This is a genomic window from Meiothermus granaticius NBRC 107808 (assembly GCF_003574355.1).
Lineage (GTDB): Bacteria > Deinococcota > Deinococci > Deinococcales > Thermaceae > Meiothermus > Meiothermus granaticius.
This window is the reverse complement of record NZ_QWLB01000001.1, coordinates 49,428-75,212: the sequence shown is the minus strand read 5'-3', so window position 1 is coordinate 75,212 and position 25,785 is coordinate 49,428. Positions and strand designations below refer to the sequence as shown.

The 25,785-nt window shown below is 61.4% G+C and carries 35 protein-coding genes; 21 read left to right on the top strand and 14 right to left on the bottom strand.

All coding sequences use genetic code 11. The features are described from left to right. Nucleotides 1–10 precede the first annotated feature (10 nt). The 16 genes from Mgrana_RS00400 (at nucleotide 11) to Mgrana_RS00320 (ending at nucleotide 13,670) form a co-directional block, all read left to right on the top strand. Entirely contained in the window at nucleotides 11–979 is a 969-nt protein-coding gene (locus tag Mgrana_RS00400; RefSeq protein WP_119355623.1) for a phage major capsid protein, read from the top strand. Nucleotides 980–1,144: 165 nt separating this feature from the next. After that, nucleotides 1,145–1,684, top strand: a complete 540-nt coding sequence (locus Mgrana_RS00395) for a DnaT-like ssDNA-binding protein (protein ID WP_119355622.1) — start codon at nucleotides 1,145–1,147, stop codon at nucleotides 1,682–1,684. Nucleotides 1,685–1,692: 8 nt separating this feature from the next. Continuing rightward, nucleotides 1,693–1,989: a hypothetical protein gene (locus Mgrana_RS00390; RefSeq protein WP_119355621.1), complete on the top strand. Its 297-nt coding sequence runs from the start codon at nucleotides 1,693–1,695 to the stop codon at nucleotides 1,987–1,989. After that, nucleotides 1,986–2,330: a hypothetical protein gene (locus Mgrana_RS00385; protein WP_119355620.1), complete on the top strand. Its 345-nt coding sequence runs from the start codon at nucleotides 1,986–1,988 to the stop codon at nucleotides 2,328–2,330. The genes Mgrana_RS00390 and Mgrana_RS00385 overlap by 4 nt, the downstream gene beginning before the upstream one ends. Further along, on the top strand, nucleotides 2,327–2,689 hold the full coding sequence (locus Mgrana_RS00380) for an HK97 gp10 family phage protein (RefSeq protein WP_119355619.1): 363 nt from the start codon (nucleotides 2,327–2,329) through the stop codon (nucleotides 2,687–2,689). Before Mgrana_RS00385 ends, Mgrana_RS00380 begins: the two co-directional genes overlap by 4 nt. Beyond that, entirely contained in the window at nucleotides 2,676–3,071 is a 396-nt protein-coding gene (locus Mgrana_RS00375) for a minor capsid protein (RefSeq protein WP_119355618.1), read from the top strand. Before Mgrana_RS00380 ends, Mgrana_RS00375 begins: the two co-directional genes overlap by 14 nt. A gap of 57 nt (nucleotides 3,072–3,128) precedes the next feature. Further along, nucleotides 3,129–3,749: a hypothetical protein gene (locus Mgrana_RS00370; RefSeq protein ID WP_119355617.1), complete on the top strand. Its 621-nt coding sequence runs from the start codon at nucleotides 3,129–3,131 to the stop codon at nucleotides 3,747–3,749. A gap of 97 nt (nucleotides 3,750–3,846) precedes the next feature. Then, complete coding sequence (locus Mgrana_RS00365) at nucleotides 3,847–4,320, top strand: hypothetical protein (protein ID WP_119355616.1); 474 nt, start codon at nucleotides 3,847–3,849, stop codon at nucleotides 4,318–4,320. 2 nt (nucleotides 4,321–4,322) lie between these two features. Next, on the top strand, nucleotides 4,323–4,652 hold the full coding sequence (locus tag Mgrana_RS00360; RefSeq protein ID WP_119355615.1) for a hypothetical protein: 330 nt from the start codon (nucleotides 4,323–4,325) through the stop codon (nucleotides 4,650–4,652). Next, nucleotides 4,652–8,791, top strand: coding sequence for a hypothetical protein (locus Mgrana_RS00355; RefSeq protein ID WP_119355614.1), 4,140 nt, complete (start codon nucleotides 4,652–4,654; stop codon nucleotides 8,789–8,791). The genes Mgrana_RS00360 and Mgrana_RS00355 overlap by 1 nt, the downstream gene beginning before the upstream one ends. Further along, nucleotides 8,792–10,657 (top strand): hypothetical protein, encoded by a 1,866-nt coding sequence (locus Mgrana_RS00350; RefSeq protein ID WP_119355613.1) that lies wholly within the window; start codon nucleotides 8,792–8,794, stop codon nucleotides 10,655–10,657. Continuing rightward, a complete protein-coding gene (locus Mgrana_RS00345; protein WP_119355612.1) occupies nucleotides 10,658–11,791 on the top strand; it encodes a hypothetical protein in 1,134 nt (377 codons plus the stop codon). 2 nt (nucleotides 11,792–11,793) lie between these two features. Continuing rightward, nucleotides 11,794–12,342, top strand: coding sequence for a glycoside hydrolase family 19 protein (locus tag Mgrana_RS00340; protein WP_119355611.1), 549 nt, complete (start codon nucleotides 11,794–11,796; stop codon nucleotides 12,340–12,342). Between the two features lie 292 nt (nucleotides 12,343–12,634). Then, a complete protein-coding gene (locus Mgrana_RS00330) occupies nucleotides 12,635–12,814 on the top strand; it encodes a hypothetical protein (RefSeq protein WP_119355609.1) in 180 nt (59 codons plus the stop codon). A gap of 357 nt (nucleotides 12,815–13,171) precedes the next feature. After that, complete coding sequence (locus Mgrana_RS00325; protein ID WP_119355608.1) at nucleotides 13,172–13,375, top strand: hypothetical protein; 204 nt, start codon at nucleotides 13,172–13,174, stop codon at nucleotides 13,373–13,375. Continuing rightward, complete coding sequence (locus tag Mgrana_RS00320; protein ID WP_119355607.1) at nucleotides 13,368–13,670, top strand: hypothetical protein; 303 nt, start codon at nucleotides 13,368–13,370, stop codon at nucleotides 13,668–13,670. Before Mgrana_RS00325 ends, Mgrana_RS00320 begins: the two co-directional genes overlap by 8 nt. Nucleotides 13,671–13,697: 27 nt before the next feature. Here Mgrana_RS00320 and Mgrana_RS00315 read toward each other — a convergent pair whose 3' ends face one another. Then, nucleotides 13,698–14,108, bottom strand: coding sequence for a hypothetical protein (locus Mgrana_RS00315; RefSeq protein WP_119355606.1), 411 nt, complete (start codon nucleotides 14,106–14,108; stop codon nucleotides 13,698–13,700). A gap of 17 nt (nucleotides 14,109–14,125) precedes the next feature. Next, on the bottom strand, nucleotides 14,126–14,413 hold the full coding sequence (locus tag Mgrana_RS00310; protein ID WP_119355605.1) for a hypothetical protein: 288 nt from the start codon (nucleotides 14,411–14,413) through the stop codon (nucleotides 14,126–14,128). A gap of 118 nt (nucleotides 14,414–14,531) precedes the next feature. Here Mgrana_RS00310 and Mgrana_RS00305 point away from each other — a divergent pair, with 118 nt between their 5' ends. Continuing rightward, on the top strand, nucleotides 14,532–14,774 hold the full coding sequence (locus tag Mgrana_RS00305; RefSeq protein ID WP_119355604.1) for a helix-turn-helix domain-containing protein: 243 nt from the start codon (nucleotides 14,532–14,534) through the stop codon (nucleotides 14,772–14,774). A 5-nt stretch (nucleotides 14,775–14,779) separates the two neighbouring features. On the opposite strand, the gene Mgrana_RS00300 is transcribed toward Mgrana_RS00305, so the two are convergent. The 8 genes from Mgrana_RS00300 to Mgrana_RS00270 all read right to left on the bottom strand — a co-directional run bounded on the left by Mgrana_RS00300 (nucleotide 14,780) and on the right by Mgrana_RS00270 (nucleotide 17,796). Continuing rightward, complete coding sequence (locus Mgrana_RS00300; protein WP_147021216.1) at nucleotides 14,780–15,505, bottom strand: hypothetical protein; 726 nt, start codon at nucleotides 15,503–15,505, stop codon at nucleotides 14,780–14,782. Next, nucleotides 15,502–15,684, bottom strand: coding sequence for a hypothetical protein (locus Mgrana_RS00295; RefSeq protein ID WP_119355602.1), 183 nt, complete (start codon nucleotides 15,682–15,684; stop codon nucleotides 15,502–15,504). Before Mgrana_RS00295 ends, Mgrana_RS00300 begins: the two co-directional genes overlap by 4 nt. Next, nucleotides 15,681–15,956, bottom strand: a complete 276-nt coding sequence (locus tag Mgrana_RS00290; protein WP_119355601.1) for a hypothetical protein — start codon at nucleotides 15,954–15,956, stop codon at nucleotides 15,681–15,683. The genes Mgrana_RS00295 and Mgrana_RS00290 overlap by 4 nt, the downstream gene beginning before the upstream one ends. Before the next feature lie 9 nt (nucleotides 15,957–15,965). Beyond that, nucleotides 15,966–16,256, bottom strand: a complete 291-nt coding sequence (locus Mgrana_RS00285; RefSeq protein WP_119355600.1) for a hypothetical protein — start codon at nucleotides 16,254–16,256, stop codon at nucleotides 15,966–15,968. Then, on the bottom strand, nucleotides 16,253–16,402 hold the full coding sequence (locus Mgrana_RS16755) for a hypothetical protein (RefSeq protein ID WP_170146363.1): 150 nt from the start codon (nucleotides 16,400–16,402) through the stop codon (nucleotides 16,253–16,255). Before Mgrana_RS16755 ends, Mgrana_RS00285 begins: the two co-directional genes overlap by 4 nt. A gap of 8 nt (nucleotides 16,403–16,410) precedes the next feature. Then, entirely contained in the window at nucleotides 16,411–16,875 is a 465-nt protein-coding gene (locus tag Mgrana_RS00280) for a hypothetical protein (protein WP_119355599.1), read from the bottom strand. Next, on the bottom strand, nucleotides 16,872–17,096 hold the full coding sequence (locus tag Mgrana_RS00275; RefSeq protein ID WP_119355598.1) for a hypothetical protein: 225 nt from the start codon (nucleotides 17,094–17,096) through the stop codon (nucleotides 16,872–16,874). The genes Mgrana_RS00280 and Mgrana_RS00275 overlap by 4 nt, the downstream gene beginning before the upstream one ends. Nucleotides 17,097–17,391: 295 nt before the next feature. Beyond that, nucleotides 17,392–17,796 carry a hypothetical protein gene (locus Mgrana_RS00270; protein ID WP_119355597.1) on the bottom strand — a complete coding sequence of 135 codons (405 nt, stop codon included), beginning with the start codon at nucleotides 17,794–17,796 and terminating at the stop codon, nucleotides 17,392–17,394. A gap of 260 nt (nucleotides 17,797–18,056) precedes the next feature. Here Mgrana_RS00270 and Mgrana_RS00265 point away from each other — a divergent pair, with 260 nt between their 5' ends. Further along, complete coding sequence (locus Mgrana_RS00265) at nucleotides 18,057–18,314, top strand: heavy-metal-associated domain-containing protein (protein WP_119355596.1); 258 nt, start codon at nucleotides 18,057–18,059, stop codon at nucleotides 18,312–18,314. A 5-nt stretch (nucleotides 18,315–18,319) separates the two neighbouring features. Here the strand turns inward: Mgrana_RS00265 and Mgrana_RS00260 are convergent, their stop codons facing one another. Together Mgrana_RS00260 and Mgrana_RS00255 are read right to left on the bottom strand one after the other, a co-directional pair. Further along, complete coding sequence (locus tag Mgrana_RS00260) at nucleotides 18,320–19,285, bottom strand: polysaccharide deacetylase family protein (protein ID WP_119355595.1); 966 nt, start codon at nucleotides 19,283–19,285, stop codon at nucleotides 18,320–18,322. 1 nt (nucleotide 19,286) lies between these two features. After that, the gene (locus tag Mgrana_RS00255) at nucleotides 19,287–20,207 is read right to left on the bottom strand and encodes a glycosyltransferase family 2 protein (RefSeq protein WP_170146362.1); all 921 of its coding nucleotides are present in this window, start codon (nucleotides 20,205–20,207) and stop codon (nucleotides 19,287–19,289) included. Between the two features lie 116 nt (nucleotides 20,208–20,323). Between Mgrana_RS00255 and Mgrana_RS00250 the strand changes: the two genes are divergently transcribed. Beyond that, nucleotides 20,324–21,307, top strand: coding sequence for a hypothetical protein (locus Mgrana_RS00250; RefSeq protein WP_170146361.1), 984 nt, complete (start codon nucleotides 20,324–20,326; stop codon nucleotides 21,305–21,307). A 1-nt stretch (nucleotide 21,308) separates the two neighbouring features. On the opposite strand, the gene Mgrana_RS00245 is transcribed toward Mgrana_RS00250, so the two are convergent. Then, nucleotides 21,309–21,887 (bottom strand): hypothetical protein, encoded by a 579-nt coding sequence (locus Mgrana_RS00245; protein ID WP_119355592.1) that lies wholly within the window; start codon nucleotides 21,885–21,887, stop codon nucleotides 21,309–21,311. A 197-nt stretch (nucleotides 21,888–22,084) separates the two neighbouring features. On the opposite strand from Mgrana_RS00245, the gene Mgrana_RS00240 reads away from it, so the two are divergent. Next, a complete protein-coding gene (locus tag Mgrana_RS00240; RefSeq protein ID WP_119355591.1) occupies nucleotides 22,085–22,675 on the top strand; it encodes a cysteine hydrolase family protein in 591 nt (196 codons plus the stop codon). 210 nt (nucleotides 22,676–22,885) lie between these two features. Beyond that, nucleotides 22,886–24,163, top strand: a complete 1,278-nt coding sequence (locus tag Mgrana_RS00235; protein ID WP_119355590.1) for an S-layer homology domain-containing protein — start codon at nucleotides 22,886–22,888, stop codon at nucleotides 24,161–24,163. Between the two features lie 72 nt (nucleotides 24,164–24,235). Here the strand turns inward: Mgrana_RS00235 and guaA are convergent, their stop codons facing one another. Continuing rightward, on the bottom strand, nucleotides 24,236–25,765 hold the full coding sequence (gene guaA / locus Mgrana_RS00230) for a glutamine-hydrolyzing GMP synthase (protein ID WP_119355589.1): 1,530 nt from the start codon (nucleotides 25,763–25,765) through the stop codon (nucleotides 24,236–24,238). Nucleotides 25,766–25,785 lie beyond the last annotated feature (20 nt).

Genomic DNA, 25,785 nt, shown 5'->3' with positions numbered 1-25,785 from the left:
GGAGCACACCATGCCGGTAAACCAGATCATCACCCGTACCGATGCCGGAGACGGCATTATCCCGCAGGAGTACGCCAACGAGATTTTCAAAGCTGCGCCAGAGAGCTCGGTGGTGATGCGCTTCGGGCGACAGGCCCAGACTCTGAGCCGCAAGCAGAAAAACGTGCCGGTCGAGAGCGTCCTGCCCCTGGCATATTTTGTCTCGGGCGACACCGGCCTCAAGCAAACCAGCAAGATGCAGTGGGCCAACAAGCAGTTGGTGGCCGAGGAGCTGGCGGTAATCATCCCCATCCCCGAGGCTGTCCTGGATGATGCGGATTACGACCTTTGGGGCGAGGTACGGCCCAAGATCGCCGAGGCGTTTGGGCGTGCGTTCGATCGGGCCGTGTTGTTCGGAGAGAACGCACCCGGAACCTGGCCCACCGCCATCGTTCCCGATGCAACCGCCAAAGGCAAGGCGGTGGTGACTGGAGGCGACCTATACGCCGACCTGCTGGGTGAGAACGGCGTCATCGCCCTGGTCGAGCGCAGCGGCTATCTGCCCAATGGCCACGTAGCCCAGATGGTCATGCGCGGCAAACTCCGGGGACTGCGGAGCACCCAGGGCGAGCCCATCTTCACCACCTCGCTCCAGGCCCCCAACACCTACGAGCTGGATGGCGCACCCCTGATCTTCCCGCGCAATGGGGCCCTCACTGGCAAAGTATCGGGAGCCGGGGCCGATGAACCCCTGCTGATTACCGGTGACTGGAGCCAGTTGGTCTGGGCATTCCGCCAAGACATCACCTACAAAATTCTGGACCAGGCCGTGATTTCCGACAGCAACGGAGCTGTGGTGCTGAACCTGGCCCAGCAGGACGCGGTGGCGCTGCGGGCAGTGCTCCGCATCGCCTGGCAGCTCCCCAACCCGATCAACGCCCTCGACTCCAGCGCAAACCGCTATCCCTTCTCCGCCCTCTTCGCTGAGGCTCAGAGCTAACCGGAGGCGCCGTGCTGAGAATCCGGCTTTTGCGGGCAGTGGAGCACGGTGGGCGCTGGCTCACCCGAGGGCAAACCCTCTCCCTGCCCGCAGACACGGCGCGGCTATGGGCACGGGTGGGGCTGGCCGAGATTGTAGAGCCGCCCAAGAACGAGGAGGTGAACCATGAGCCTAACCGTAGGCCAAAACAGCTACGTAAGCCTCGAGGAGGCTAATACCTATCTCGCGGCCCGGCTGGGGGCCGAGGCGTGGGCGGCGGCAGCCGAGGCCCAGCGCGAGGCGGCTCTCATCACGGCGGCCCGGGCCATAGACCGCCTGCCGATCATTGGGCGGCCCGTTATGCCGAACCAGCCCATGCAGTTCCCGCGCATCTGGCCACCCTCCATGTTCATTCGGCGACGCCGGAACGACCCCTTCTATGACCCTGAGTTCCCACCCGACCCGCTGCTCTATAGCGCCACCCTCCAAACGGGTATACCCCAGGACGTGAAACGCGCCCAGTGCGAGGAGGCCCTGGCCCTGCTCAACCTTTCCGATGGCGACCGCACCCGGCAACGGCTGCAAGCCCAAGGGGTGACCATGTTCCGACTGGGACGGCTCGAGGAGAGCTACGGCAAAACACGCAGGGGGCCGAACGCGCTCAACAGCCTCGAGGCCCGAGACCTACTGCGCCCCTTCGTGGCAACCTCGGTGCTCATCGTGTAGGTGGACTGATGATCACCGATTATCTCAACCAAACCGCTGTCTGGGGGCAGAAAATCGGCACCGACGTTTACGGCAACCCGAACATCGTGCAAACCACGATTCCGGCCCGGTTCGAAGGACGAAGGATGCTCGTTCAAAGCAGGGACAATCAGCAGGTAGTGAGTACTGCTGCGGTGTTCGTGAAGGCTCCGGTGAGCGAGGGGGACACCCTCACCGACCCCCAGGGCCGGGAGTGGACAGTGCTCTCGGTGCAGATCGAGTACAACCTCGACGGCTCCGAAGCGTTCCGGGAGGTGGCACTATGAAATACGTGGCGCTGGGCGAAGTCCTGAATGTGAGCGCCTTGCCCGCCGGAGGGGTCTCCGGTCAATCTCAACCCGTCCCCGCTGTGGCCGTCCGCGCCCTGCGGGTGTACATCCGCACCACTGCGGCGGTCGAGGTCTATTTCTATACCGGTGATGGCGTGGTCGAGGACTGGGGTAACCTGTTAGGCAGTATCGGGGGCGGCACATTTGGTGGCTGGGCAACCCTCACCCTCAATCCGGCAGCGCTGGGGCGAACTGTGAAGTTTGCGGTGAAGAACACCTCGGGTGTCCCTGCCGATGTTGCCCTTAGGGTGGCACTGTTTGAGGACTACGACGGATGAGCGCCTCGCTCGAGAGCCACCTCGAGGAGTTCCTCTCGAGGTTGGAAAAGGCCTCTAAAGAGGCGGTTGATGCCCAGATCACCGCACTGGCTCAGCAGGCCAGCCCGGCAGCCCCTATTGACTCGGGCGACCTACGGGCCAGCCTGTTGCAAACAGAGTCCGAGGAGGATGACGGAAGCTATACTGGGGCCGTCGGCTCTCCCCTGCCCTACGCGGTTAAGCAGCATGAGGATTTATCTCTGAACCATCCCCGAGGCGGGGGTGCCAAATACCTCGAGCGGCCTTATCTCGAATCGAAAGAAGCGATTCAGCAGGGTCTAGCAAACGCAATACAGGCGGTGTCCAATGGCAGCCCTTGAGGAGATTGCGGCAATGATCGCCGCCACGGTACCCGGTTTTACTGTAGGCACCAACCTCTTTCTCCTTGAGATGCCTGACCAACCGGACAATGCGGCCTCACTCACACCCTATGGTGGAGGGCAGGGCGTGCTGAAGGGGGAGCGCGGCCTGCCGATAGACGAACTCCCACGCTTTCAGGTGCGGGTGCGGCATAGAAGCCCACCGATTGCCGAGGCCTGGGCGCGTTCGCTCTATGAGGCTCTCCACGTGCGATTGAGCCCGGTGGGCTCTACGCCCTACCTCTACCTCGAGCCCCTACAGCCGCCATACTACCTCGAGAAGGATGCCTCGAGGCGTACTGTCTACGTGTTCAATGTGGAAGCACGGCGGCTAGCCCGATAAACCCAAAGCCCTCTCAGCCCCCTGCTCTAGCGGGGGGATTGCTTTTAGGAGTACGACATGAGCATTCCCCAAACCGGCCTGACCGCTGATACCAAAAAGTATCTTGTTTTAGATGCTGCTGTGATGTACGAACTCACCGACGCCCAACTCACGGCACTCGAGACCGCTCTCGGCACTGGCACCGGGATTGACACTGCGCTAGCCGCCGGAAAGCTGCTGGGGGCCACCAAGGGTGGTGCTACCGTGACCCTCTCCGACTCCTGGCGGCAAATCCAGGTAGATGGTGTGCGCGGGCGCATTGCTGGGTTTGACCGACTGGATGACGTAAACGGCACGGTGCAGACCAACCTGCTCGAGTGGAGTGCGGAGAACCTCGAGCGCCTGTTCACCCAGGCAGATGCCTCCGATTTGGGCACCCCAGCGGCTTACCGCAAAATCTCTGGTGATACCTCTAAGGCCCCCGCTTACCTGCCCAACCTGGTGATCCAGGGCAACACCCAAAACCCGGCCACTCCGCTGTTTATCGTGCTGAAGAAGGCCATCTGCACCGCCAAGGGGAACTTCTCCTTCCAGGACAAGAACGAGGCGGTAATCCAGGCCACGTTCGAGGCCCGGTTTGACCCGGCCAATCCCTCGGTCTACCCCTATACCATCTATACCCCCATCCCAGCAGCCTAAGCCCCGATTGATGATGAGCATCTGGGGTTTTACTGCCCCAGATGCTCTACTCTCGTTTCTCCTGCAAAAACGCCGCTGGACGGCATGAAAGAGGTATATGAGCACCGTAAAAATGGATAAGAAGCCCGAGGGCCTCGAGCCCCTTCTCGGGGAGCGCCCAACGGTTTTAGACCGGGCTGGGACTGTTCACACCATGCCGCCGTTGAACCTCGAGGCGGTGTTCCGGCTGGTTCGGCTGTTGCGCGAGTTCAGCCTGAGCGGCCAGCGGGCGGCACTGGAGGCATTTGGAGATGCCGCGTTGGGCCATGAGGAGCGCCTGGGCGCGGTATTGTTGCTGGGCCTCTCGGAACCCTCCACCGAGGAATCCATTACCGAGTACCTGGCCTTCCTGGCCGGGGTTAGCCCAGACGAGTTTTGCAATCCCGAACTCTGGGGACTGAGTGAGCAGTTTGAGGTGGTCGCCAAGCTGGCCGAGCACCCGGACCTGACCGCTTTTTTTACCAAAGTTCAGGGGGCGGCAAAAAGCGGCAACCTGAACAATCTCCTGAAGCTCTTTGGGAACAAGCAATAGATGTGATCCAGGCCCGCTATGGCTGGACGGATGCTGAGATTCTGGCTCTGCCATATAGCCGATTTGCCCAACTGGCGCGGGTGGTGATGGAGGCGAAAGCCCGCGAGGTACGGCTCGCGGATCGCCGGGCGGCCTTCATAGGATGGCAGATCGCTGGGGCTCTGGGGGCCAGCAGTTCCTTCGGGGAATACCTCGAGGCCCTGGGATTGGCCGGTGATCCAATCGAGGCAGACGTTGAGATGAGCCCAGAAGAAATCCAAGCCGAGAAAGAACGGGCCTTCGAGAATGCGCGGAGGGCCCTCGAGGCATTCCAGCGGAAAGGGGGTGAGTAATGGCATTCGAGGTCTTCAACCTGATCGGCAAGATCACACTCAACCGACAGGAGGCGATTAACGACCTCAAGGCGATTGAGGCCCAGGCGCGGCAAACTGCCGCATCGCTGGGTGCGACCTTTACCGGCACGGCGGAGACCAGTAAGCGGACTTCCGACCAGCAAAAACGCGACTCGAGAGAGCTACAGGCCCAGATTAAGGCGCTGGCTGATCAGGTCAACACCCTCCGCAATGTCTGGGTGGATACCGGGCAGGATACCAGCCGCGAGCTCGAGGAGGTACGGGGCCGGGCCAGAACCCTACAGGCCCAGCTCGAGCGTACCGGCGAGGGTGGTACAGCAGCCCTGAGGCAGATTTCCACCGTTGCCGCCAGCGCCACGAGGGCCCTGGCCTCGATGAATGGGGAGATTGCCCGGGGCAGCCTGGCCGAGGGCGTGGCGCGAGGCTCGATCTTTGCCAATGCTGGGGAGGCGGCACTCAGTAGCCTCCGCAGCGTGGGGGCCGAGGTCAGCAAGCAGATTCCCCTGCTGGGCGAACTCAAGGAGAAACAGGTCGAGGTCTCCGAAGGCTACCGCGCAGCAGGCATTGCTGGCGGCCTGATGGCCGGGGGAGTGCTAGCCGCAGGGTTCGCGCTCAACTCGTTCCTCGAGAGTGCCCGCGAGACCATCGAGGCCACTGCCCAGATCGCTGACAATGCCAACAAGTACGGGATGAGCATTACCGCCATCCAGGAGCTGGGGTTCATTGCATCACAGACTGGTAGTAGCCTCGAGGCCCTTGGCAACGGTGCGAACATGCTGGCCAAACGGGCCGCAGAGGGTGGGAAGCAGTTCGAGGATGCAGCAAAACGCATTGGTCTCAGCGTGCGGGAAGCAAACGGTGAGCTGAAGAGCCAGCAAGCGCTGCTTTATGAAGCAGCGCGGGGTCTGTCCCAGGTACAGAATCAAGCTGAGCAAACTGCCCTGGCCTTTGCCCTATTCGGCAAGAGCGGAGCTGAGCTGTTACCCACCATCCGCGATGGCGGAGCCGAACTCGAGAAACTGGCCCAGAAGGCCCATGACGCTGGGATTGTCCTGTCCGAGGAGACCGTCAAGCAGACCAAAGAGCTTTCGGATAACCTCGACCTGATCAACCGCCAGATCGCCGCGCTCAAAAATGCCGTCCTACTGCCCATTGTCATCTCGATCAAGCGTAATTTCATAGATGTCTATAACGAGGGCAAGGAGCTGCGGGGCAACCTCGAGAGCGCCCGCAAAATCATCGCTAATGACCCCAATGCTCCGCGCACCACAGATAGCTTGCAGAACGCGATTCAGCAGCTACTGGATGACAATAAGCTGCTGTCGCGGGACGTCGGCAAGAAGAACATATTCGGACAGCTCACCCAGGAGGCCCGAGATGCGGCAAAGCAGATCGAGGAGAACAACCGGCAGCTCCAGCGGTTGCAACTCGAACTGCGAGGTCTCCAGAACGCACCCACCCCAGAGGCATTCGCTGCGCCCACCAAGGCCTCGGGAGCTATTTATACCGAGGCCCTTCGGCAGCAGAAGGCCCTGGCCGCCGCACAACGTGAACTGGATCAGGCCACTACCGAGAGTGCCCGCCAGGCCGCAGCGGCCAAGATCCAGGCAGCCCAGGCGACCATAGATGCGTTCCGCAAGTCCGGAGCCGAATATGTTCGGCAATCCGACATTGCTCGGCAAGTTGTCGAAAAGGGCATCCAAGCCGATAACAAGGCTGAGCAGGAACGGCAGCAGCGCGAGCGCCAGGCCGAGGCCCGGGCCAAATCCGAAGCCGAGCGACTGAAGCGCGAGGCCCAGCAGCGAGCCGAGCAGGAGGCGGCCCTCAGGCGGCAAATCCAGACCGACAACCTGCGCCGCAGCGTGGGCGAGGCCACCACCCAGCGCCTCGCAGAACTCGAGAAGCAGTATCGCGCCCAACTCTCGAACTCTACGCTTTCCATCGCCGAACAGCAGACCGCTCGCGAGCGGTTAAACATTGTTCTTGCGGAACAGACCAAGCGCCATCAGGCAGCCCAGGAGAAGGCGCTGCGGCTGGCCGAGGTCGAGGCCCGGGCACGGGAAGAGCTCCAAAAGTGGCTCGATCAGTACGACCAGGCTGAGCGCAGGGCCAATGCCCCAGCCATTCAAAAGGTCGGGGAGGCCCTAAATCAGCTCGCGAGCGTCACCAGCAGCGCCGACGCCTTCAGGGCCCGCGCCGACCTGCTCCGGTTTGCCGAGACAGTCAATGACCCGGCCCTCGCGCAAAACATCCGGTTCTTGGCTACCCGGTTTGAGGAGCTGGGCAACAGCCTACGCGATTCGGAGGTGGGTCAGCAAATCCGGGCTATCCTCGACGAGGCCGAGCGACTGCGGGGCAGCTATGCCATTGACGTCGCAGACGGAATCAATGGGCTCGTCCAGGCCGCCGACCGATTGCCTGAGGGCGAAGAGAAGCTAGCAGCCTACCGGGAGGCCCTCGAGTATCTCAACGATGCCCTCACCGACCTCTACAACAACCGCCCCGATCCTGAGGATGCCAGGGCCCTCGAGGAGTACAACCAAAAGCTCAAGGAACTCCTCGAGCTGCGTGACAAACTCAACGCGTCAGAGACCATCCGGGAAAACTCTGCTAAGGACACCCTGGCAGCACTGTTTGGGCAGCGCGACATCATTGGGCTGGACGAGGGCCAGATTGCCCAGGCCAAGGGCGCTCTCGAGGAACTGGGCCTAACCGGAACCAGGGTCTATAAGGCCCTGGCCGCCGCCGCTGAGGACTTTGCGGCAATCAATCAGGAGCAAGCCCAAAAATCGGCGGATGTGGCTGCCCAAACAGTCATAGATGCACAAAAATCGGTCGTCGAGGCCTTCCAAAACAAAGCCTCCAACCCCGAGAGCATCTTCAGCCCGGAGGAACTGGAGGCGGTTGCAGACGCTGCCGACCGCCTGGCCCAGCAGGGCGTGAATGTTGCCAATGTCTACAGCCTCATCGCTCAGAAAGCCGCTGAGCTAGCAAACGCCCAGACCGAGGTTGGAGCTGATACCCAAGCGCTGGCTGAGGATGCCGCCGAGCTCAACCGGCGACAGAGGGAGTATTACAACACCCTGGCCCAGATCAACCGGGTGCAGCAAGAGTTCGGGCAGACCGCCCTGGATAGCAAGCTCAAAGACCTCGAGACGCGTTTCAAAGAGGGGAAAATCAACATCGGGGAATACCTCGATGGCCTCGAGAAGTTGTACCACAGGTTGGTTGAGTTCTACCGACTAACGCCCGATGAAACCCTGAAAACCTTGGGGATAGACCCCCAGGCGTTTTTGGAGTACATCGCCAAGCTCCAAGGACTGATCAACCGGACTGGAAATGACTCCGCATTCATCTCTGGGGGCGGGAATGAGGGCGAACAGGCCGCCCGGACATTTTGGGATAGGTTCCTCGAGTTCGGCCTCGATACCCTAGGCCGCCTCTCCTTTACTGTAACCAACTCGATCTCCACCGATGACCCACGCAAGGCCAGGGCGGAGGCAGGAGCCGGGCTCATCGGGGCCGGCCTCCAGTTTGCCTCGGGGGATATCGTAGGCGGCGTATTCTCCCTCTTGGGTCAGTTCGGAAACGCGCTCAGCCCACTGGTTGACCTGTTTGCCCAACTCGGTGACATCCTCAAGGCATTCGAGCCGCTGATTCGCATTGTTGTGCAGCTCTTCGCGGTACAGCTCAAACCCGCGCTGAACCTGCTCGAGTTTGTCCTGACCAAGATTTTGCTGCCTCCCCTACTGGTGGTAGGACGGCTCATTGCTGGTATTTACAACGCCATCGCCTCGGCCATCAACGCGGTGTTGGGCTGGTTGGGAGTGCATTTAGACCTGATAGACCTGAGTGGTTCGGAGAGTGCCTCCAGCAAACCCGGCTCTTCCACCCCAGCGGTCCCTCCAGGTGGGCCGTTTGGGGATGCCAAGGGCCCTTCAGCCTCACTCCCCGCACCCGCCGTTGGCGTCCCCATAGTCGGCATCTCCGATGGCACTGCTGCCCTTTTCGCAAGCGCAGTCAACGTATTTCGGGGATCGGTGGACGATTTCAGCGCAATCGTGCGGGATATTCGCCAGGTCGCAGGTTTCCGCGACCTGCTGGTCAGAGGAGTATAGATGCGCATCATCCTCACCATACACAACCCCAGCGGGTCGTTCACCGCCGACCCATCGGGTGGACTGCGGCGCGCCATTGGCAACTTCGCTGGTGCAGTGACCTTGCGCTATTCCATTGCCTTGCCTATCCCAACTTCGGGATGGGGGGCGCAGTTCAATGCGGTGGTTGAACAACAGTTGATCCAGGGTCTCGAGTGGAGCTTGGCCCCCTCGGGCAACTGCCTCAAAGCTGCGTTTACCGCTGGCCATGCCGGGGGCCAGGTGGACATAGGTCCACGAGATATTGTCACGCTCTGGACCGCATACGGGGAGAGCGGCGGCGAGTTCACCCCGCGCTTCTCAGGGCGTGTCGCCAATCCCGGCAGCCCCTACCGCGCCGATGGACAGGGCCGCCGATACGAGCTGCTCGGTCTCGATCAGGACTGGGTGGCCCACGAGACCGGGGAGTATGGTTTGCTGGACAGCGACGCCAAGGCGGCGTTCGAGTTCTATCTCGATACTCCCACCGGCTTACCCAATAGCGGCCCAGCGGGTCATGGCCCAGCGGTGGTGGACCCGGCCCTACTGGCCTACACCCTGCCTGGCTACTTCACTACCCGTTATGCCCCAGTCGCCGAGGTACTCAAATCCCTGTCAACCAGTTTTGCCAATCTGGAGATCGAGTATGGCGTCGGTGCCGACCGTCGCCCCTTCGCCCGGCTACCTCAGCCCTCAAACCTATACATCGCCGAGGGCATAGACCGCTCGGGCAGCGTTACAACAGAGGTGGAGTGGCCAGACTTGCTCAGCGGCCCAGACGATTTCATTACGGCGGTGCGCTGGCAGATCGCCAAGGCGGGCGATTATGGGATTCTTGGCAGCAGCCAGCGCAGCCTGCCCTCAATCATGGGGGTTGAGGACAATCTGACCTATCTCAGCGACTCGGGTTATACCGGCCTGGATGCACCCAAGGTGCGGGCGTTGGCTGCTCCAGATAACGTGCCCAATCTACGCTGCCCGTCCGGCCTCGGAATCTCATCTGGAGGTGCCTTCAACAAGGCCATCGAGGATGGGGTCGAGCTCTCTGGCGCGATAGGCATTGCAGATTTCGCACGGGTTATTCTGGCCGACTCACGCAATTCCTATGCAGTGATGTACTCGCAGCCCGACACATCTGATCCGAGCTATCAGTTGGTGTGGGTGCGGCTTTCTGGTATCCACACCGCCTTTGGTAACGCCAAAAACATCGCTGCGGTGGAAGTGTTGGTCAACGCGGTGGGCCAGCCGGGCCTTTCTGGCTCAGGCTCGAAGCAGTACGAGATTGGCATTGTCAGTCGCATCGGGGCAGTATTCGGCGGTGCGCCCAACTACCTCCCGATCCACACCTCTGACGTATCCTCGAGTTTGCCCGACGTGCAAACCATCGTGGTCTATGGCGATGCAGTGAGGGATAACTCGAGCTATCCCCTGGTTGCGGCGGATTATCTGGAGCTCCAGGTACGCCTCAAAAGCGCTGACCTGTTCACGGTCAACGTCAAATTTCGCCCTCTGGCGGTGAACACCACCCTCCTCGACGCCATAGCCCGGCAGCACTGGCGCATCCCCAACCTCCAGAGCTTCCGGGCTACGGTTTATGGCGCAATCTATGGCCCCCAAAGCCCCATATCACTGACCCGTCGAGACGGTAGCCAGCCGCCCGAGCTCCAGGGCCTGCCCGCTACCCAGTTCGACTATGCGTATACCGCCGAGCGGGGCCTGGTAACCACGATCAGCGTAGGCCAACGGGTGGGGTTTGACCCTCTCGACGTGCGCTCAGCCCAGGACGCCAGGGCCCTCGAGCGGCTGTTCTCCAACAACAATCCCCGACGAGATGGGAGGCTGATTTAGATGCCTGAAATGCCCACAGAGTGGCCCTTCCCAGGAGTTTCGATGTATAGCCTGGTGGCTGCCGATGGCTCCAAGTTTCACCTCGGGCCTCTCCGCGAGACCGACCCGGAGCCTGAACTCGATGTGACACCCCAGCGCACGCCAGGGGACCCCACCGTGTACTACGTGGGCGACTTCTACCCCAAGGCGAGCGTGTTCCGCCTCCAGGGCCCACTCGGGGACGGCGTGGCGAACCCTGAGCAGCACTACGACCTGATAGACCGGCTGCAAACTGCCATCTCCAAGGCGGTTTACCTCGAGAAGCGGGTGGGTTCGAGAACCTACCGTCTGCCGATCTGGGACACCCTGCCCAAGCGTGGACACGCGCGGGTTCTCAGATATGAGCAGTTCCACCGCTACAGCACGCTCGAGTGTTTGTTGTTCGTGAAATGGACCAACGGGCGGTGGGAAGCTCTGCCCGCACCTGGAGGCAGATGCAATCAAAGCCAGATCGGGGGCGGAGGGTATACGTCGCAAACACCCAGTACGCTCGAGCTGGGTAGTTCGTTGCATAACACTGATGTGCGGTTCTTTGAGGTCATCGCCCTGCGCGTCGTACCTCAAACCCCAGGGGCCAGCTACGATATCAGCCTCGATGACTGGGCATTGATCGGTATGGACGGTGCTGGTCAGGATGAGCGGCTATATGTCTACTACAAGGCTTACTACGGCAGTGACTCGGCAGCAATCCCCAGCCCCACGCTGAGCAGCACTGCCCCAATCTATGCTGTTTACGCCCAGATCGAGTTCGCTAGTGAAACGCCGGTCTTTCTGGGCGACGTGAAAATAACCGGGGAAAACATCGCGACGAGCCCTGGGGATTTGTTTGTGCTGATCTCCTCATTCATCAGTGACCAGGACAAAACTGTGCTCGACGATGCGCATGATCTGGCGGAGTTCCTCGAGTCCCCCTGTGAGGATGGCTACGTCTCTGGTGATGACGGTGGGGTTACCAGGGTGATCCTCAGCGGATCGCAGTTGATTACGTTTGGGGGCAACGTCGGTGTTACCCCAGTTATCTCAAATGCAATGCCCGGAGCGGTCTCTCAAGAGCTCAGCGTTGGATTCACGCTAACAGGCTTTCAGAGAGGATAGATATGCCTGATCCTAACCGCTTTGAGCCACAAGACCTCGAGGCCCTGGTTGGAGCGCAAAAAGCTGCACTTTGGTATAGCCCGCTCCTCGAGGCATTCCGCAAGTACGAGATCACCAACTCCAAACGCCAGGCCGCCTTCCTGGCGCAGGCCTTACACGAAACCGGCGGCCTGCGCTGGCTCGAGGAAATCTGGGGGCCGACTCCGGCGCAGCAGCGCTATGAGGGACGGCTTGATCTGGGCAACACCCAGCCTGGCGACGGCTATCGCTACCGAGGTCGGGGGATTTTCCAGTTGACAGGTCGCAACAACTACCGCAATGCCGGCGCGGCACTCGGAATCCCCCTCGAGGAGCGGCCCGAGTTGGCTGTGCGACCCGAGTATGCCGCACTCATCGCCGGCTGGTATTGGAAGAGCCGGAATCTCAGCCCGCTGGCGGATGCTGGGGATTTTCTGAGCATCACCCGGAGGATCAATGGGGGACTCAATGGCCTGGCCGACCGATTACAGTGGTGGGCCAAGGCCAAGACTGCACTCCAAGTACCAGGTTAACCCTTAAGGGGCGCTGCTCCGACATTAGGAGCCCTAAGCCCGCTCGCCCTTCCAGCGCAGGGGCAGCTCGTGGAAGTATTTGTGGAGGTATCGCATGAACAACGCTGTGCCGTTCTGGAGGTCGAAGGGGTTTTGGGTGGCCGTGACCACGATAGTTGTGACCGGCTACAACACCCTGGCACCCGTCCTGCAACTACCCGATATCCCTGAGCTGGTATATGCCGTTCTCGGGGCCCTCGGGTTGTATGCCCGCGCCGTCGCTCAGGGGCCGCTGAGCCTAGGGAAGTGAGCCATGAAAGACCTCGTATTGCTGGCCATTGCAATGGCCCCATTTGACGCAGCGAAAAAAGCTGCCCTGACCCAGATCGCTACCGGCGCCTTCGCCCTCGCGGATGAGAAAGCCCGCGAGGCCACCTTGGGAATCATCGTGGCGGAAATCAATGCCGCCCGGAAAGCTATAGGCCACACATGAAACACCTAGCGCTGATTGGATTACTGATCCTCATTGGCTGTGCCCCAGTGTTGCAGGTTCTCGAACCCGAGCCCCCTGGCACTCGCCTCGAGGCCCTCGGCGGAGGAAGGTGGGCTGCACGGGTTGACCCGCCCATACCGGCATTTGTCGTCTCGAGCAATCGCCCCATAACGGCTTACGAGGGCGATTGTGCTTACGTGGTTACACCGCTTGACTCCATACTCGACCCCACCGGCGCAGCTCGGTTTGCCGTAGCGTGCAATGCCCCCAGCGCGACCGTGACTACTGAGGGAGAGCCAGTGATCAGGCCACTGACGGCCCAGAGATAACATCGGCGATGGCCCATCTGAGGTGCGCATGGATATAAACAAACTGGTACGGGTGGGCCTGTTGATCGCGTTTCTGTCCGCAATGGGAGCGCTGATTTATCGCCTGATCACCACCGGCGATAAGCTCGACCCCACCTGGGCAGCCCTTCTCGGCTCCCTAGCGGCAGGTTTGCTCGGAGTCTCAGGGATTCTGAAGGAAAAGGAAAAGAAGGGAGGTGACAACGATGGATAACCTGAACGATGTTTTGGGATCGCTGACCCGAGTGATTGTGTCGTTCGTGATGGCGAAGGCAATCTGGGACTGTTACATTCGACCGCACCCAACGGTTCTAGACATCGGTCTTGCCCTATGCGGGCTGTGCTACCTCACCGCTGTGTTCCTGGACTCAGCAGACTGGCGCTGGTTCAACCAGACCTATGCCGCGCTGACCAAGCCCAGCGTGACCGGGTTCCTGGTTCTAGCCTATTTCGGTTTCCGAGCGATAGAACGGCACGTACTCGCACATGGCCGGGGATGGAAGAGCTGAGGAAACTGCTTTACTCCCCACCTTTGTCTATCGGCTTAGCCGAACCGTCATGAGGTTGACGCTGCTCCCCCCGGCCTCGCTCAAGGCCATCCCCAACAAACCGCCATCGGGAGCCTGCCATAGCTCGAGCAGGACGGCGTTATAGGCCATCTTCTTCTCGAGCATTTTCCAGCCCCTGTCACGAAGCATCCCCTCAATGTATTGCCGCAGGCCATAGGAATCCCAGGCCGGAGGGCGCGTAAGCACATAGCAGCGCTGATCGGTGACCCGCATACGGGCGCTAAAGCTGGATTCCATTTGTCGGGCAGCCTGCACGCAGGCTGGGGAGGTATCAGCCCTCAGCGTACCCGGCATGGGCAGATTGGCAGCGAACTCGAGACTACCGGAAGCCCAGGCTAAACCTAGAAGCCCAACCAAGAGGGGCGCGAGAAGTTTCATGGCTGGAGGATAGCACGCTAAACCCTCTGCCGAATCCCCACCACCGTCCCGACGATCTCAAAGCCCACGAAGCTATGCAGCGGGTACGGGCCACTCATGGTCTGTACCCGCATGGGGGCCAGGTCTACACCCGGCGTGTACACCAACGCGTCGCCGTCGGGGTGACCAGCCAGACATAGTTCACCCTCCTCGGGCAGTCGGTATTCGACCTCGAGTGCATCCCCAAATGAAATGAGAGCGGCACTGGGGGCCAGGAGGAAAAAGCGGCCTACAACAAACGTATCATTGCTCGGTGTCGGCTGCATCGGGGATTCCTCGCAGTTTACTCCAACTTGTCAGAGTACACATTTGAAAGGATACCCCGAATGATAGTCCACTGTGCGGAAAATAACCATAAACCGGCGGCCACGTGTAACGCTCCGGGTGCGGCAGATCATGCGGGCGCATCGGCTCAGCGCCTACCGGCTGGAGAGGGCCCTCGAGGGCGTCCTGAGCCCGTCCACGGTGTATCGGTTCGTTTCCAAAAAGCAGAAGCGGGTGGATTTGGAGACCCTCGCTTGGATTATCTATGGAATCAACAGTTTATGTGAAACCAAGTACAAGTTATCGGACTTTTTACGCTATGAAGAAACGCCCCTCGAGTCGAGGGGCGTGAAAGAGGAGTGACTTGATCAACGACTTGCTAGGGCCTTTCGCGCTTGTTCAGGATCTAGGACGTAGATGGTACGCCGACCTGCCGGGGAAAGGCGCACCTCCCTCAGCACCTGGGCCTTTCGCAGGCGATAGCGTGCCGTCGCGGGGTTGATTTCGCATTCCACACACAGGGCTTTTAGGCTGATCCCACGCTGCCCACGCAGTTTGGCTCGGGCCATTTGAACCCCAGCGGGGTTGAGCAAAATATGCCCTCCCAGGCTGACCGCCCTCTCGAGGCCCTCTATCGCCTGGGCCAGGGGGCCGCTGTTCAGCCTCAGGGAGTGGTGGAGGGCCTTGGGACTGACCCCCAGGGCACGGGCCGCCCTGGAGGGGGTGAGCCAGCCCTGGGCCTTGGCCCGCAGGTACTCCGAGTGCCGCGCGATAAGCCGCTCCACAACTTCCTCGCGCACGCAACAGACCCGGTGACCGCGAGTGCTCTGTTTGGTCGCCTTGGCGATCTGCCGCGCTGCGGCCCAGAGGGTACGGCGATCAATCCCCGCGATCTGGCTGGCCTCTCCCAGGCTCAGCCAGCCCTGGGGAGCCTCGTGGGTGGAGAGACCTAACACGGATGCCTGGTACAGCACCGCTGGGGTGGTACGCCCCAGCCGCTCAGCGCACCGCGCTGGGCCAAGGAGGGTATAGTTGCGGCGGAGATACACTAGCTCCTCTGGAGTCCAGCGGCGCTTTGATAACCGCTGTCTCATGGCCGATACACTCCATTGGCTCGTTCATAGTGCCGCATAGCCTCACGCACACTGCGAATGCGACGCCGGGGCCGGGTTTTAGTTTTGCTCCGGAAGTAGGTGCGGCACTGCCGCCAGCCCAAGAGGCGGCATGCTTCCATGATCTGCTCGAGCTCACCGAGGGCAATCTCAATGGTCACGGAGCCACCTCCAGATTACGCCGCCTAGCCATTGCCCGGGCGTAATGGACTTTATCCAATGCCCGCTCGATGTGGCGCAGAAACTCTTCTCGCTCCATCCCGGCCCACTGGGCCATCACGGTCTGCGAGGTGTAGTCGCGGCACTCAGCCCATTGTGCAGCCTCAAAAGCATTGCGCTCGCACTGTCTGAGAATGCTCCACCAGTAGCGGCGTTGATGGGGCTTGAGCAGGTTGTATAGGTCTATCAGTTTCCAGGCCGGGGCTCTGCTCATGGGGACTCCTCAAAGGGGATCGTCATAGTAGGGGCTGGGAGTTGCGTGCTCCAGTTCCTCGAGCAGTTCCTCGAAGGTGAACGCGCGGGGAAGGGTTTCGACAGGCGGTTGGGTGTGAACCTCGCTGAGCAATCCCAGGGCAGCGGCGAGTTCGGCGCGGGCGGCCTGGTAGGTGGGGCAGCGGTTGGAATGAGCAACCACGGTCTCACCCAAGTAAGCCGTGGCGTAAAACCCAGCGTCAGAGTCGAAGCCTTCAACAAGTCTGTAACCTTCCCGCTCGAGGGCTTCGCGGAGGTTCATGAAAGCACCGCCACGAGGGCCATAAGGCCATAGAGGAACGCTAAAACCAGGAGCGATCCCCCCAGGGTGAGGAAGAACTCGATGGGGAGACCCATGCGGGGTCTGGCCTCTGGGTCGTCGGTCTGCTGTCGGTGAGGGTTTTGCATAATGCGCCTCAGAAGGGAAGTTCTGCATCGGGGTCAGTGACGGGTGGCTTTGGCTTCCAGTTCAGACCCTCGACCAAGCGCTCCTGTGCGTCGAGCAGCGCTTGGCTCTGTTCGTCCTCGGGAATGGAGCGGAGCAGAGCCAGCACCTCGAGGGCGACTGCCTCGGGCAGGACGAAGAACAGCAGGCGATTCGGCGCGGCCTGGCCTGCGCCAGAGGCGATGCGGTCGTTAGACATAGACACTCCTTCTCGCAGCCGGTAGAGGTTGCGGGAGCCCATCACCCGGCCCTGTTCGGTGAGGCGCTCGAGGCGACGCTCTGCAACCCCGGCTAGGTGAAGCTCCTCGAAGACCTGGGCGCCCAAGCCGCTTTCGCGCCTTAGGTCAGCCAACGTCTTCCAATCGGCACTCAGAACCGAGCGGGCCCGCTCGTGGAGCGGGCCCCACCACTCTGAGAGCCACTCTGGGCGGCTCATCGCGTAACCTCTTCCAGCCAACCGTTGCACTCCACGTGGCATTGACGCCCCCAGGCAGCCACCCAGTCGGCCCCGTACTCCTCGCCGCACTCCTCACACCGCCACGAGCGACCCGCCAACGCCCGCACCCGCGCGATATGGCGCAGATCGCAGCGGGCCTCAAACCGGGCATCATCAGCCGCCTGGGAATGGGTGTATTGGTGAGCGTTGGTGTCGTTCATCGCCTTACCTCCTGTGTGTTATTAGTTTACACATATTAGTTTACACAAGTCAAGACCCTTAGGGGTGACGACAGTTTGACGACAGTAGAGATAAAAACGCTCGGGTTAGCTCAAGCCAGGATAACAGTTTTTTGCTCTCGGGAACGGCATTCTAACGGACAATAAAAATACTTAACAGGTCTTCGGTTCTCCTGATAAGCGTGAGGTCCCGGGTTCGAGTCCCGGATCGCCCACCAACCTCTGTGAGCAGACCCCCGGGAATTCCATTCCTGGGGGTCCGCTCGAGCCCCAACCATCAAGACAGGGTCAGACCGGGCCGCAAACGATAGTAGCTGGGGTCTTCCACCACCTTGAGGTACGCCCGGTAAAACATCTGGGCCACCTCGGGGTTGGAACGATAGGCCAGCCCAGGGCGGGACTGAAGGTGGCGATGTTCCCAGGAGCGCAAGCCCGGCAGGGCAGTGCTGGCCTTAACCCAACCCAATTGGAGACATTTGCAGGCCAAGCGCATCCGGGCAGGGTTGCCTTCTCGCACGCCCTGGGCATAGGCGAGCTCGAGCTGCTCGGTGGCTCTCCGGGCAAATTCCAGGCCATAGGTGGGCAAATAGATCAGCAGCTTAGCAATCACCTGGATCTCCTGCCCCTCGGGTTCGGGCAGGATCAGCGGTTCAGAGACCGTAGGAAAGGAATAATTCAGCATGGGCCGCTCCTCACCACCATACGCATCCCCACCCCCCTTTAGATGCCGCTACTAGAGGTCATATTTGCACCCTAGAAAAACGGCCTGACCCCCAACTGAGGCAAGACTGAAGCCGTGCTGAAACGTCCAGAGCCTCTGCGGGACGCCGTTGAGCCCCAAGGGCAAATGCATGATTTGTCCGTTCCCAGCGGGTTTATCCTCAGGCAGGACTCAGCTCAGGTGGTCATAGTACCCCTCGAGGAGATGTCGGTAGGGTGCGTATGAGGTTCAGTCGTCCGCTCAGCCAAGCCGGCCATCTGACCGTCGCGCTGCGAGACCTAGATCCCGCCGGTAACAGCCTCGAGCGCCTCAAGCGCATGCTGCAAGAATCCACCGGGGTGATCTCCGCCTATGTCAGCTCGAGCACCGAGGTGGTCTACATCATCTACGATCCGCTCCTGACCTCTCCCGAAGCCCTGCGCCAGATCATCCAGAAGGCCGAGGTACAGACCGAGGAGTGGCCCCGCCGTTTTTATTGATGGGCTCAAGCCCCGGCCTCTTGGGCTTGGGCTGCGATCTCGCCCATGTTCAGGCTCTGCATCTGGTATCGGGATTGGAGGGCTTTGAACCCCTCAAGTACCCGCCTCAAGAAGGCCAGGTTTTCCTCGAGGTGCACCCCAAAGTTCTCCGGGTGCCACCATAGGTGGTAGATCTGGTGGGTTCGCGCCGCCTGCTCCATCGAGCGGACGATGCGGGATAGGCGCAGGGGCTCGAGCCAGGCCAGGCGGGGGCTGTAAGGGCGCAGAAAGCGGCTCGAGGGGAGGTTGACCAGCCCATCTTGGGGCTTGGGCAGCGGGTAGGTGTGGTGACCGGTCAGGTTGAGATAGGTGTCGAGCAGGCGCAAAATCCTGGGGACCGGGGTTTGTTGATCTTCGGTATAGGCCCCATACAACCCGTCCGGTGGGTTACCCCGGTAGGTCTTGAACCCCGCGTTCTGCAGGGCCTCGAGGTGGTTGGCCTGGTTGCGGGGGAACACCAGGCTGTGCAAGGGCCGCCCGAAGCGCCGATGGGCCACCCGCTGGGCCGCCTCCAGATCGGCCTGGAACTGCTCTGCAGTCTGCCCGGCCTCGAGGGCGTAGTAGTGGCAGAAGGTGTGGCTGGCGAGCTCCTGTCCCGGCGTGGCCTGGATTTGCGCAACCAGGCCGGGGGCAAAGTAATGCGGATCCCCGCAGCTCAGGCTTTCCAGCACCGGATAGGGCGACAGCTTGGGGTTGGCGTAGCCCGGCTGCAAGCCGGGTAAGTCCTCCAGCAAGGCGGCTTTGGTCTCGTAGAACAAAAACCCCACGGTGGCCCAGGTGGCATGAATGCCATATTCAACAAAGAGCTCGAGCAGCCGCGGTACCGCCTGGTGAGCCCCCCGGACGTTGGCCCCGTAGGCCTCCAGGCTCAGTTGGTCGCGTACCCCCCAGTACAGCTCGAAATCGAGGGAGATCGTGAATATGCCCGCCATATCAGGTAACCCTTCGGGGTATTCTGCCCTCTTGGGGTTGGCGCAAATCGTTGAGGTACAACCCCAGCGCGGGCAGAAGGGCCAGACCCCAGAACAGCGGGGCCTTAAGCTGCCGAAGCTGCTCGCCGATTGGTTTTCTCGCGTGTAGGGCAAAGCGCACGTAGTTGATGCTGTTGCGCAGCACCACCCCCAGCGGATACCCCTTCTCGAGGGCCAGCGCCACCGCCTCGCTGTAGTAGGTCAAGGTCGCCGCAGAGGAATGGAGGCGAATTTTGAGGAAGTTGGCGGTAAGGCCCCCGGGCTGAAACTCTTTATAGGCCCAGACCTCGTTGACGAAGCGGGTTTTGTACTTCCGCGCAATGCGGTACCAGACCAAATTCTCCGTGACGAACTTGCCCAGATCCTCAGGAAAGGGAAACTCCCGGAGCACCTCCGTACGGTGGCAGCCAAACTTATCCCCCCAGACCTTATGGATGGTCTGGATCTCGGCGGGATCAGAGTCAAACACATCTTTAGGGAAGCGGTTGCCCACCAATTCGCCGCTGGGGTATACGAACAACCCCACCACCTCAGCGAAGCGGCTTTTTTCAGGGACGGTGTCCCAGACGGCCAGGATGCGCTCTAAGGTGATGTCTGTGATCCAGTCGTCGCTATCGAGGATGACGAAATACTCCCCCTCGGCCTCCTGTACCCCTCGGTTGATTGCGGTGTGCTTACCGCCATTTGGTTTGTAAACATAGCGAATGGGAAATGGGGCATCCCCCCACTGCTCCACCACCGCCTTGGTGTCGTCGGTGGAGCCGTCGTCCACAATGAGCCACTCGAAATCCTTGAAGCTCTGCCGGCACAAGCTTTCATACACCCGTGGCAGCAGCTTGGCCCGGTTGTAGCTCGGGGTGAATACGGTAATTTTGGGCTTCACACTCTCCCCCCTTTTGCATGGTAAGCCACCCCGGTCATGAGACCTCAGGCATCTGCACATCGCTCCGATTCTAGAAAGCACCGGGTGCCGCCGGACAAGGCGGTATGTTAAGGGGAATGCAGCCCGCCCTCCGCTACGGATTCCTCCTACTGGCCCTTGGTTCCCTGGCCTTAGCCCAAAACTTCTCCGTAGCTGGGTGTGCCCAAGGGTCTGTCGAGCCGGTGTGTCTGCGCCCCGAAGTCGTGCTCCGGTGGGGGCTGAACCAGGTGAATGGGAGCCCGGCGGAAGGACGGCTGTCGTTTGGGGTAAAGCTGGGGGTTCACACCGCATTCCCCGAGTTTGCGCTCGAGCTCCAGCCTGCGCTGTGGGTAGACTCCACCCTCCAAGCCGACCTGCTCGAGGCCGCCGCCACCGCAGAGTTCGGCCCCCTGTGGCTTTCCTTGGGTAAGCGCACCGATTACAGCGGCCCTTGGAGCCAGACCCTGATGGGATACAACGGTGACTGGGGCCTCTTTGCCCGCTACCGCCTGCTCGAGGGTTGGCGGGCGGAGGTAGCCTACCTGCCCAGGTCTGGGCTGGCTGGAGGGCGGGGGTTTCTGGGGATACAGACGGGGTGGGTGCGGGCGGGGGGGTTTCTCGAGGTGGGAGAGGCAGGAGCGGCCCTCATCCCCAGGATAGGGGTGGCGTGGGGGGATGGGGACCTCTACTGGCAACTCGATCAAGGCTTCTGGAGCGACCTGCAGGGGCCACTGCCCCTAGGCCAGGCCCTGGCCTACAGCCTGCGCTGCCCTCAAGAGGGAAACGCCCTGTGTTGGGGACGGCTACTGCCCGAGGAAAACAATCCCGCCGTGCAAAACCTACTCCAGACTCTGGACACAAGCCGCTGGGGGCTTCTGCTGTGGTGGAATCCCGACTGGAACCTGTGGGGCAGCCTAGATCCCGTCACCGGAGACACCCTCCCCTTCTTGGACTGGCTGGCGCAGCCCAAGAAACTACTGCTCCGGCTTAGCGCGGGGTTACAGTCCAGCGGGCTGGGCTTCGACCTTTCGTTGGCCCCGGTGGGGGCCTACAGGGTTTACCTCGAGCTGCACCTGCCCTAAATCAGGACACGGCCACCCACACCGCCCGTCCACTGCTGCTCCAGATCCGCACCGCTGCGCCTAAAACCTGCGAGGCTTGCTGGGAGAGGATGGGGTCCAGCTCGAGGGAACCTTGGACCGCCTGGATCAGGCTCGGCACCTCAGGTGGGGCCAGTTCCGGGGCCCGCTCCAGCACTGCATCCACCTGCCAGCGACTGGCCCACAAGCGTTTGAGGGCCCACAGGGCTTCCTGCGGACCGGGCTCGAGGCTGAAGGGGGCCTCCCCCGCGTAGCGCACCAGCAGGCTTCCGCCAGGAAGGGCGGCTTTCACCTCTTCGGAGCGCTCGGGGAGCAGGTAGGATTCCCGCAAGAGGCGCTCCGCCTGGGCGCTGGCAGCCTCGAGCTTCTCCTCGTCAAGCCGTGCCCCGAACACCCCTGCAAAGGTGCGCCGGAGCTGCTCGGCCAGATTGCCCAGCTGATAAAACTCCACTTCGAGACCCATCAAAACCGTGGTTTCCACAACCGGAATTCCGGCCACCTTCAGACGCTGTAGCTGACCCACCTCACCTGCGGCGGGGGCATGCTCGAGAGAGGTAATCACGCCCTCCAGTGTACCGACCTGGCCTTGCCCAAACCCGTGTTCAAAAACAAGATGCCACCGGGGAGGCGCGGCGGCATCGGAGGGGTAGAGGCCGGGGAGGAAAGGGCATCAAGGTATCAGTGCGCCCGGCTTCTACCCCTCTACTTTAGGACACCCGCGCGTAGAACCCCGGTCATTTGACCGGTTAAACTAAACCCATGCTCGAGATCCCCGAAATCCCTCGCCAGAGCGAGATCAGGCTACCGGCCCAGGAGACCGCGGTCATTGTGGTGGATATGCAAAACGACTTCGTGGAGCCTGAGGGAGCCCTGTTTGTGCCGGAGGCCCCTGCTACCGTAGCCAACATCCAGAGGCTGCTCGAGCGGGCCAGGGTTGCGGGCGTGAAAATTGTCTACACCCAGGACTGGCACCCCGAGGGTGACCCCGAATTTACCATCTGGCCCCGGCACGCGGTTCAGGGCACCTGGGGCGCGCAGATCATCGCCCCGCTCAAACCCCGGCCTGAGGACACTGTGCTGCAAAAAGTCCGTTATGACGGGTTTTACGGCACGCCGCTCGAGCACCTGCTGCACCTATGGGGTATCCAGCATGTGGTGATCGTGGGTACTGTGGCCAATATCTGCGTGCTGCACACCGCGGGCAGCGCGGCCTTGCGCTGGTACAAGGTGGTGCTGCCGGAAGATGGCACCTCAGCCCTCACCCCCTTCGACCAGGAAAGCACCCTGAGGCAGGTGACGTTCTTGTACTTGGGCCAGGTGACCACCTGCGACGGCGTGAGGTTTGAGTGATTCACAGCCCTTTAGCCCGATAAAAAGGGCATGGAATCAGTGCAGCCTCCACCTTCACATGAAATACGTGATAAGCCGCACAAGTGAAGTTAGCGTTTGGCTCAGGTTGAAGTCACAAAGCCTCCGTACCGTGAGGGGCAGAGCGGATGTCCGGGTCAGGCCAACTGGGTAGGCCCGTGAGATCAGGCTCAGCTCAGCAAGGAGGCGAGCATGTACAGAAGTCGTCCATTCGCGATCGCTCTGGTCTCGGCTGCTCTATTGGGGGCCGCAGCCAGCGCACAGTCCGCCACCCCTACCTTCAAGGACGTGCCCGCAGGCCACTGGGCACGGGAGGCCGTGGAGTATATCGCCCAGCAGGGGCTAATTCAGGGCTTCCCCGACGGCACCTTCCGGGGTAACCAGAACCTCACCCGCTACCAAGCGGCACTGATCTTCTACCGCCTGCTCCAAAACGGCAAGCTGCCCTCCAATGGTACGGTGCAGTCGGGAACCGCCGAGGTAGCTAACCAGATCAACGATCTCACCGCTCGGATGGCGGCCCTCGAGAAAACCACCCAGGACCAAGCCGCCCGTCTGGCCCAGCTCGAGGCCGATGTCAAGCGGGCCAGCGAGTTGAGCCAGCAGAGCGCAGCCCTGGAGACCCGGGTGGCTGCCCTAGAGGAGCAAGTCAAGACCATGAGCGCTACCCCGCAGGGGCAAGCCAACGCCGACCTGGCCCCTCGGGTACAGGCCCTGGAGGAGCAGGTTAAGCAGCTGCAGAGCGCTCCTGCCGGACCTGCCCCAGATGTGACGGCCCTGACCGCGCGGGTAACCGAGCTCGAGCAGAAGGTCACCACGCTCTCCAACCAGCAGCCCTCCACTAGCAGCGCCGATGCGGCCCGTATCAGCGCGCTGGAAGATCAGGTTAAGGCCCTGCAAAATCAGGTCAATACCCTTCAGAGCCAGCAGGCCACCCTACCCCCTCCCCCTCAACCCCAGCCGCAACCCCAACCCACGCCTGAAATTCAGCCGGTACCCCCTGTGACCCCCCCGGCTCCACGTGCACGGAACCTCTACGTAGGCGCCGGTTTCTCGGTGCTGAACCTGGCGGGTAGCGGGGATCTCTTTAGCGGCAACAACACCAGCGTGGGTGGCTTGATCGGGGTGCGGAGCCTGCTGCTGGGCTTGGGCTTGCGCGCAGGGGTGGACTATGGCCTGGGCACGGTCACCCTGAGCGACGGCAGCACCCTGGCCAACCCGCTGCTGGTTCAGGCCTTCTTGACCAAGGACTTCAACCCCGGTGGAACCTTCAACCCCTACTTAGGTCTGGGCGCCACCTTCAATGTCTCGGCCCCCGATATCCTGTCCAACACCTTCGGCACCGGTCTGGTGGGCGTGGATCTGAACTTCCTCGGCCCGGTCGGACTGTTCGTGGAGGCCACCCCCGGCTTTGGGGCTGGACAAAGCTTCAGCATCGGGGCCAAGGCCGGTTTGAAGCTCAATTTCTAAGCTACGCTGGGTAGGCATTGGTAAGGAAGAGCCCCTCGAGGGGCTCTTCCTTTTCTATATCGTGCCCTTCTTCTACTCCCACTCAATCGTCGCCGGTGGCTTGCTGGTGATGTCGTAGACCACCCGCCCAATCTCGGGCACCTGTCGAGTAATCTTGCGGGCCACCTCATCCAAAAAATCCAGCGGCAACCGCGCCCAGTCCGCAGTCATGAAATCCACCGTGCTCACCGCCCGCAGCCCCAGCACATAGCCGTAACTGCGCTCATCCCCAATCACCCCCACGCTCTGCAGGGGGGTGAGCACCGCCAGGGCCTGGGAAACCGTATCGTAGAGGTTCCAGTCTCGTAGGGAAGAGATAAAAATATCATCCGCCCGGCGCAAGATATCAAGCTTCTCAGGGGTGACCTCACCCAAAATGCGAATCGAAAGCCCAGGACCTGGAAACGGGTGGCGCATGCGGATCGGCTCAGGCAGGCCCAGGAGCAAGGCCAGCTCCCGCACCTCGTCCTTGAACAGGTAGCGAAAGGGCTCCAGGAGCTCGAATTTTAGATCTTCCGGCAATCCCCCCACGTTGTGGTGGCTCTTAATGTTTGCCGAGCCTTCACCGCTGCCGGCCGACTCGATCACGTCAGGGTAGAGCGTGCCCTGGGCCAGCCAGCGGTAGCCCTGTTCGGAAAGCGCTCGAGCCTCCCGCTCAAATACCCGGATGAACTCGCGGCCTACGATCTTGCGCTTTTGTTCGGGGTCGGTAACCCCCCGGAGGGCACTCAAAAACTCCTGAGCAGCGTCCACTACGCGCAGGTTTTTGTCTCCCAGCGGGCGCAGCGCCGCTTCCACCTCCCGCCGTTCGTTTAGGCGGAGAAGCCCGTGGTCTACAAACACTGCGGTGAGCTTGTCGCCAACCGCTCTGGCCAGCAGCAAGGCCAAGGTCGAGGAATCTACCCCGCCCGAGACCGCCAGCATGACCTTATCATTCCCCACCTTGGCCCGAACATCCGCCAGGAGGGTCTCCAGGGTGTGCTCCGGCGTCCAGTCTCGAGCCACCCCGGCCAGCTCGAGAAAGTTCTCCAAAACCTGCATTCCCTTGGGGCTATGCACCACCTCCGGATGAAACTGCACCCCAAAGGTTCGGCCATCTGGGGAGGCGATGCCCGCTACCGGATTCTCCTCGGTCTGGGCGATAACCCTCCAGCCTGGGGGCAGCTCGGTAACGGCATCGGAGTGGCTCATCCACATCTGTAGCTCTCCCTCGAGACCCGCAAAAAGCGGTCCGCTGTGCTGGGTGAGCACCGCCTTGCCGTACTCGCGCCGTCCTGCCCGCTCGACCTTGCCACCCAAGGTCTGGGCCATAAGTTGCATGCCGTAGCAGATCCCCAAAGTGGGCAGGGGCTGCTCGAGCACCGCCGCTGCGGGTCGAGGGCTGTGCGGATCAAAGACACTGGCCGGGCCCCCGGAAAGGATAATGGCCTGGGGGTTTTCGGCCTTAATCCGCTCCAAACTGGCCGTCCCAGGCAAAATCACCGAGTAGGCCCGCAGCTCACGAATGCGCCGGGCAATCAGGCGGGTGTACTGCGAACCGAAATCGAGGATCACCACACTCATGGAGAGCAGCTTATCGCAAT

Excerpts from the sequence above, each read along its gene's own strand:
- Mgrana_RS00390 (WP_119355621.1), top strand. The coding sequence starts at position 1,693 with ATGATCACCGATTATCTCAACCAAACCGCTGTCTGGGGGCAGAAAATC.
- Mgrana_RS16755 (WP_170146363.1), bottom strand. The coding sequence starts at position 16,402 with ATGCAAAACCCTCACCGACAGCAGACCGACGACCCAGAGGCCAGACCC.
- Mgrana_RS00350 (WP_119355613.1), top strand. The coding sequence starts at position 8,792 with ATGCGCATCATCCTCACCATACACAACCCCAGCGGGTCGTTCACCGCC.
- Mgrana_RS00375 (WP_119355618.1), top strand. The coding sequence starts at position 2,676 with ATGGCAGCCCTTGAGGAGATTGCGGCAATGATCGCCGCCACGGTACCC.
- Mgrana_RS00385 (WP_119355620.1), top strand. The coding sequence starts at position 1,986 with ATGAAATACGTGGCGCTGGGCGAAGTCCTGAATGTGAGCGCCTTGCCC.
- Mgrana_RS00285 (WP_119355600.1), bottom strand. The coding sequence starts at position 16,256 with ATGAACCTCCGCGAAGCCCTCGAGCGGGAAGGTTACAGACTTGTTGAA.
- Mgrana_RS00315 (WP_119355606.1), bottom strand. The coding sequence starts at position 14,108 with ATGAAACTTCTCGCGCCCCTCTTGGTTGGGCTTCTAGGTTTAGCCTGG.
- Mgrana_RS00320 (WP_119355607.1), top strand. The coding sequence starts at position 13,368 with ATGGATAACCTGAACGATGTTTTGGGATCGCTGACCCGAGTGATTGTG.
- Mgrana_RS00355 (WP_119355614.1), top strand. The coding sequence starts at position 4,652 with ATGGCATTCGAGGTCTTCAACCTGATCGGCAAGATCACACTCAACCGA.
- Mgrana_RS00395 (WP_119355622.1), top strand. The coding sequence starts at position 1,145 with ATGAGCCTAACCGTAGGCCAAAACAGCTACGTAAGCCTCGAGGAGGCT.
- Mgrana_RS00240 (WP_119355591.1), top strand. The coding sequence starts at position 22,085 with ATGCTCGAGATCCCCGAAATCCCTCGCCAGAGCGAGATCAGGCTACCG.
- Mgrana_RS00235 (WP_119355590.1), top strand. The coding sequence starts at position 22,886 with ATGTACAGAAGTCGTCCATTCGCGATCGCTCTGGTCTCGGCTGCTCTA.
- Mgrana_RS00275 (WP_119355598.1), bottom strand. The coding sequence starts at position 17,096 with ATGAACGACACCAACGCTCACCAATACACCCATTCCCAGGCGGCTGAT.
- Mgrana_RS00300 (WP_147021216.1), bottom strand. The coding sequence starts at position 15,505 with ATGAGACAGCGGTTATCAAAGCGCCGCTGGACTCCAGAGGAGCTAGTG.
- Mgrana_RS00325 (WP_119355608.1), top strand. The coding sequence starts at position 13,172 with ATGGATATAAACAAACTGGTACGGGTGGGCCTGTTGATCGCGTTTCTG.
- Mgrana_RS00290 (WP_119355601.1), bottom strand. The coding sequence starts at position 15,956 with ATGAGCAGAGCCCCGGCCTGGAAACTGATAGACCTATACAACCTGCTC.
- Mgrana_RS00265 (WP_119355596.1), top strand. The coding sequence starts at position 18,057 with ATGAGGTTCAGTCGTCCGCTCAGCCAAGCCGGCCATCTGACCGTCGCG.
- Mgrana_RS00370 (WP_119355617.1), top strand. The coding sequence starts at position 3,129 with ATGAGCATTCCCCAAACCGGCCTGACCGCTGATACCAAAAAGTATCTT.
- Mgrana_RS00310 (WP_119355605.1), bottom strand. The coding sequence starts at position 14,413 with ATGCAGCCGACACCGAGCAATGATACGTTTGTTGTAGGCCGCTTTTTC.
- Mgrana_RS00250 (WP_170146361.1), top strand. The coding sequence starts at position 20,324 with ATGCAGCCCGCCCTCCGCTACGGATTCCTCCTACTGGCCCTTGGTTCC.
- Mgrana_RS00400 (WP_119355623.1), top strand. The coding sequence starts at position 11 with ATGCCGGTAAACCAGATCATCACCCGTACCGATGCCGGAGACGGCATT.
- Mgrana_RS00340 (WP_119355611.1), top strand. The coding sequence starts at position 11,794 with ATGCCTGATCCTAACCGCTTTGAGCCACAAGACCTCGAGGCCCTGGTT.
- guaA (WP_119355589.1), bottom strand. The coding sequence starts at position 25,765 with ATGAGTGTGGTGATCCTCGATTTCGGTTCGCAGTACACCCGCCTGATT.
- Mgrana_RS00330 (WP_119355609.1), top strand. The coding sequence starts at position 12,635 with ATGAAAGACCTCGTATTGCTGGCCATTGCAATGGCCCCATTTGACGCA.
- Mgrana_RS00280 (WP_119355599.1), bottom strand. The coding sequence starts at position 16,875 with ATGAGCCGCCCAGAGTGGCTCTCAGAGTGGTGGGGCCCGCTCCACGAG.
- Mgrana_RS00380 (WP_119355619.1), top strand. The coding sequence starts at position 2,327 with ATGAGCGCCTCGCTCGAGAGCCACCTCGAGGAGTTCCTCTCGAGGTTG.
- Mgrana_RS00270 (WP_119355597.1), bottom strand. The coding sequence starts at position 17,796 with ATGCTGAATTATTCCTTTCCTACGGTCTCTGAACCGCTGATCCTGCCC.
- Mgrana_RS00365 (WP_119355616.1), top strand. The coding sequence starts at position 3,847 with ATGAGCACCGTAAAAATGGATAAGAAGCCCGAGGGCCTCGAGCCCCTT.
- Mgrana_RS00260 (WP_119355595.1), bottom strand. The coding sequence starts at position 19,285 with ATGGCGGGCATATTCACGATCTCCCTCGATTTCGAGCTGTACTGGGGG.
- Mgrana_RS00345 (WP_119355612.1), top strand. The coding sequence starts at position 10,658 with ATGCCTGAAATGCCCACAGAGTGGCCCTTCCCAGGAGTTTCGATGTAT.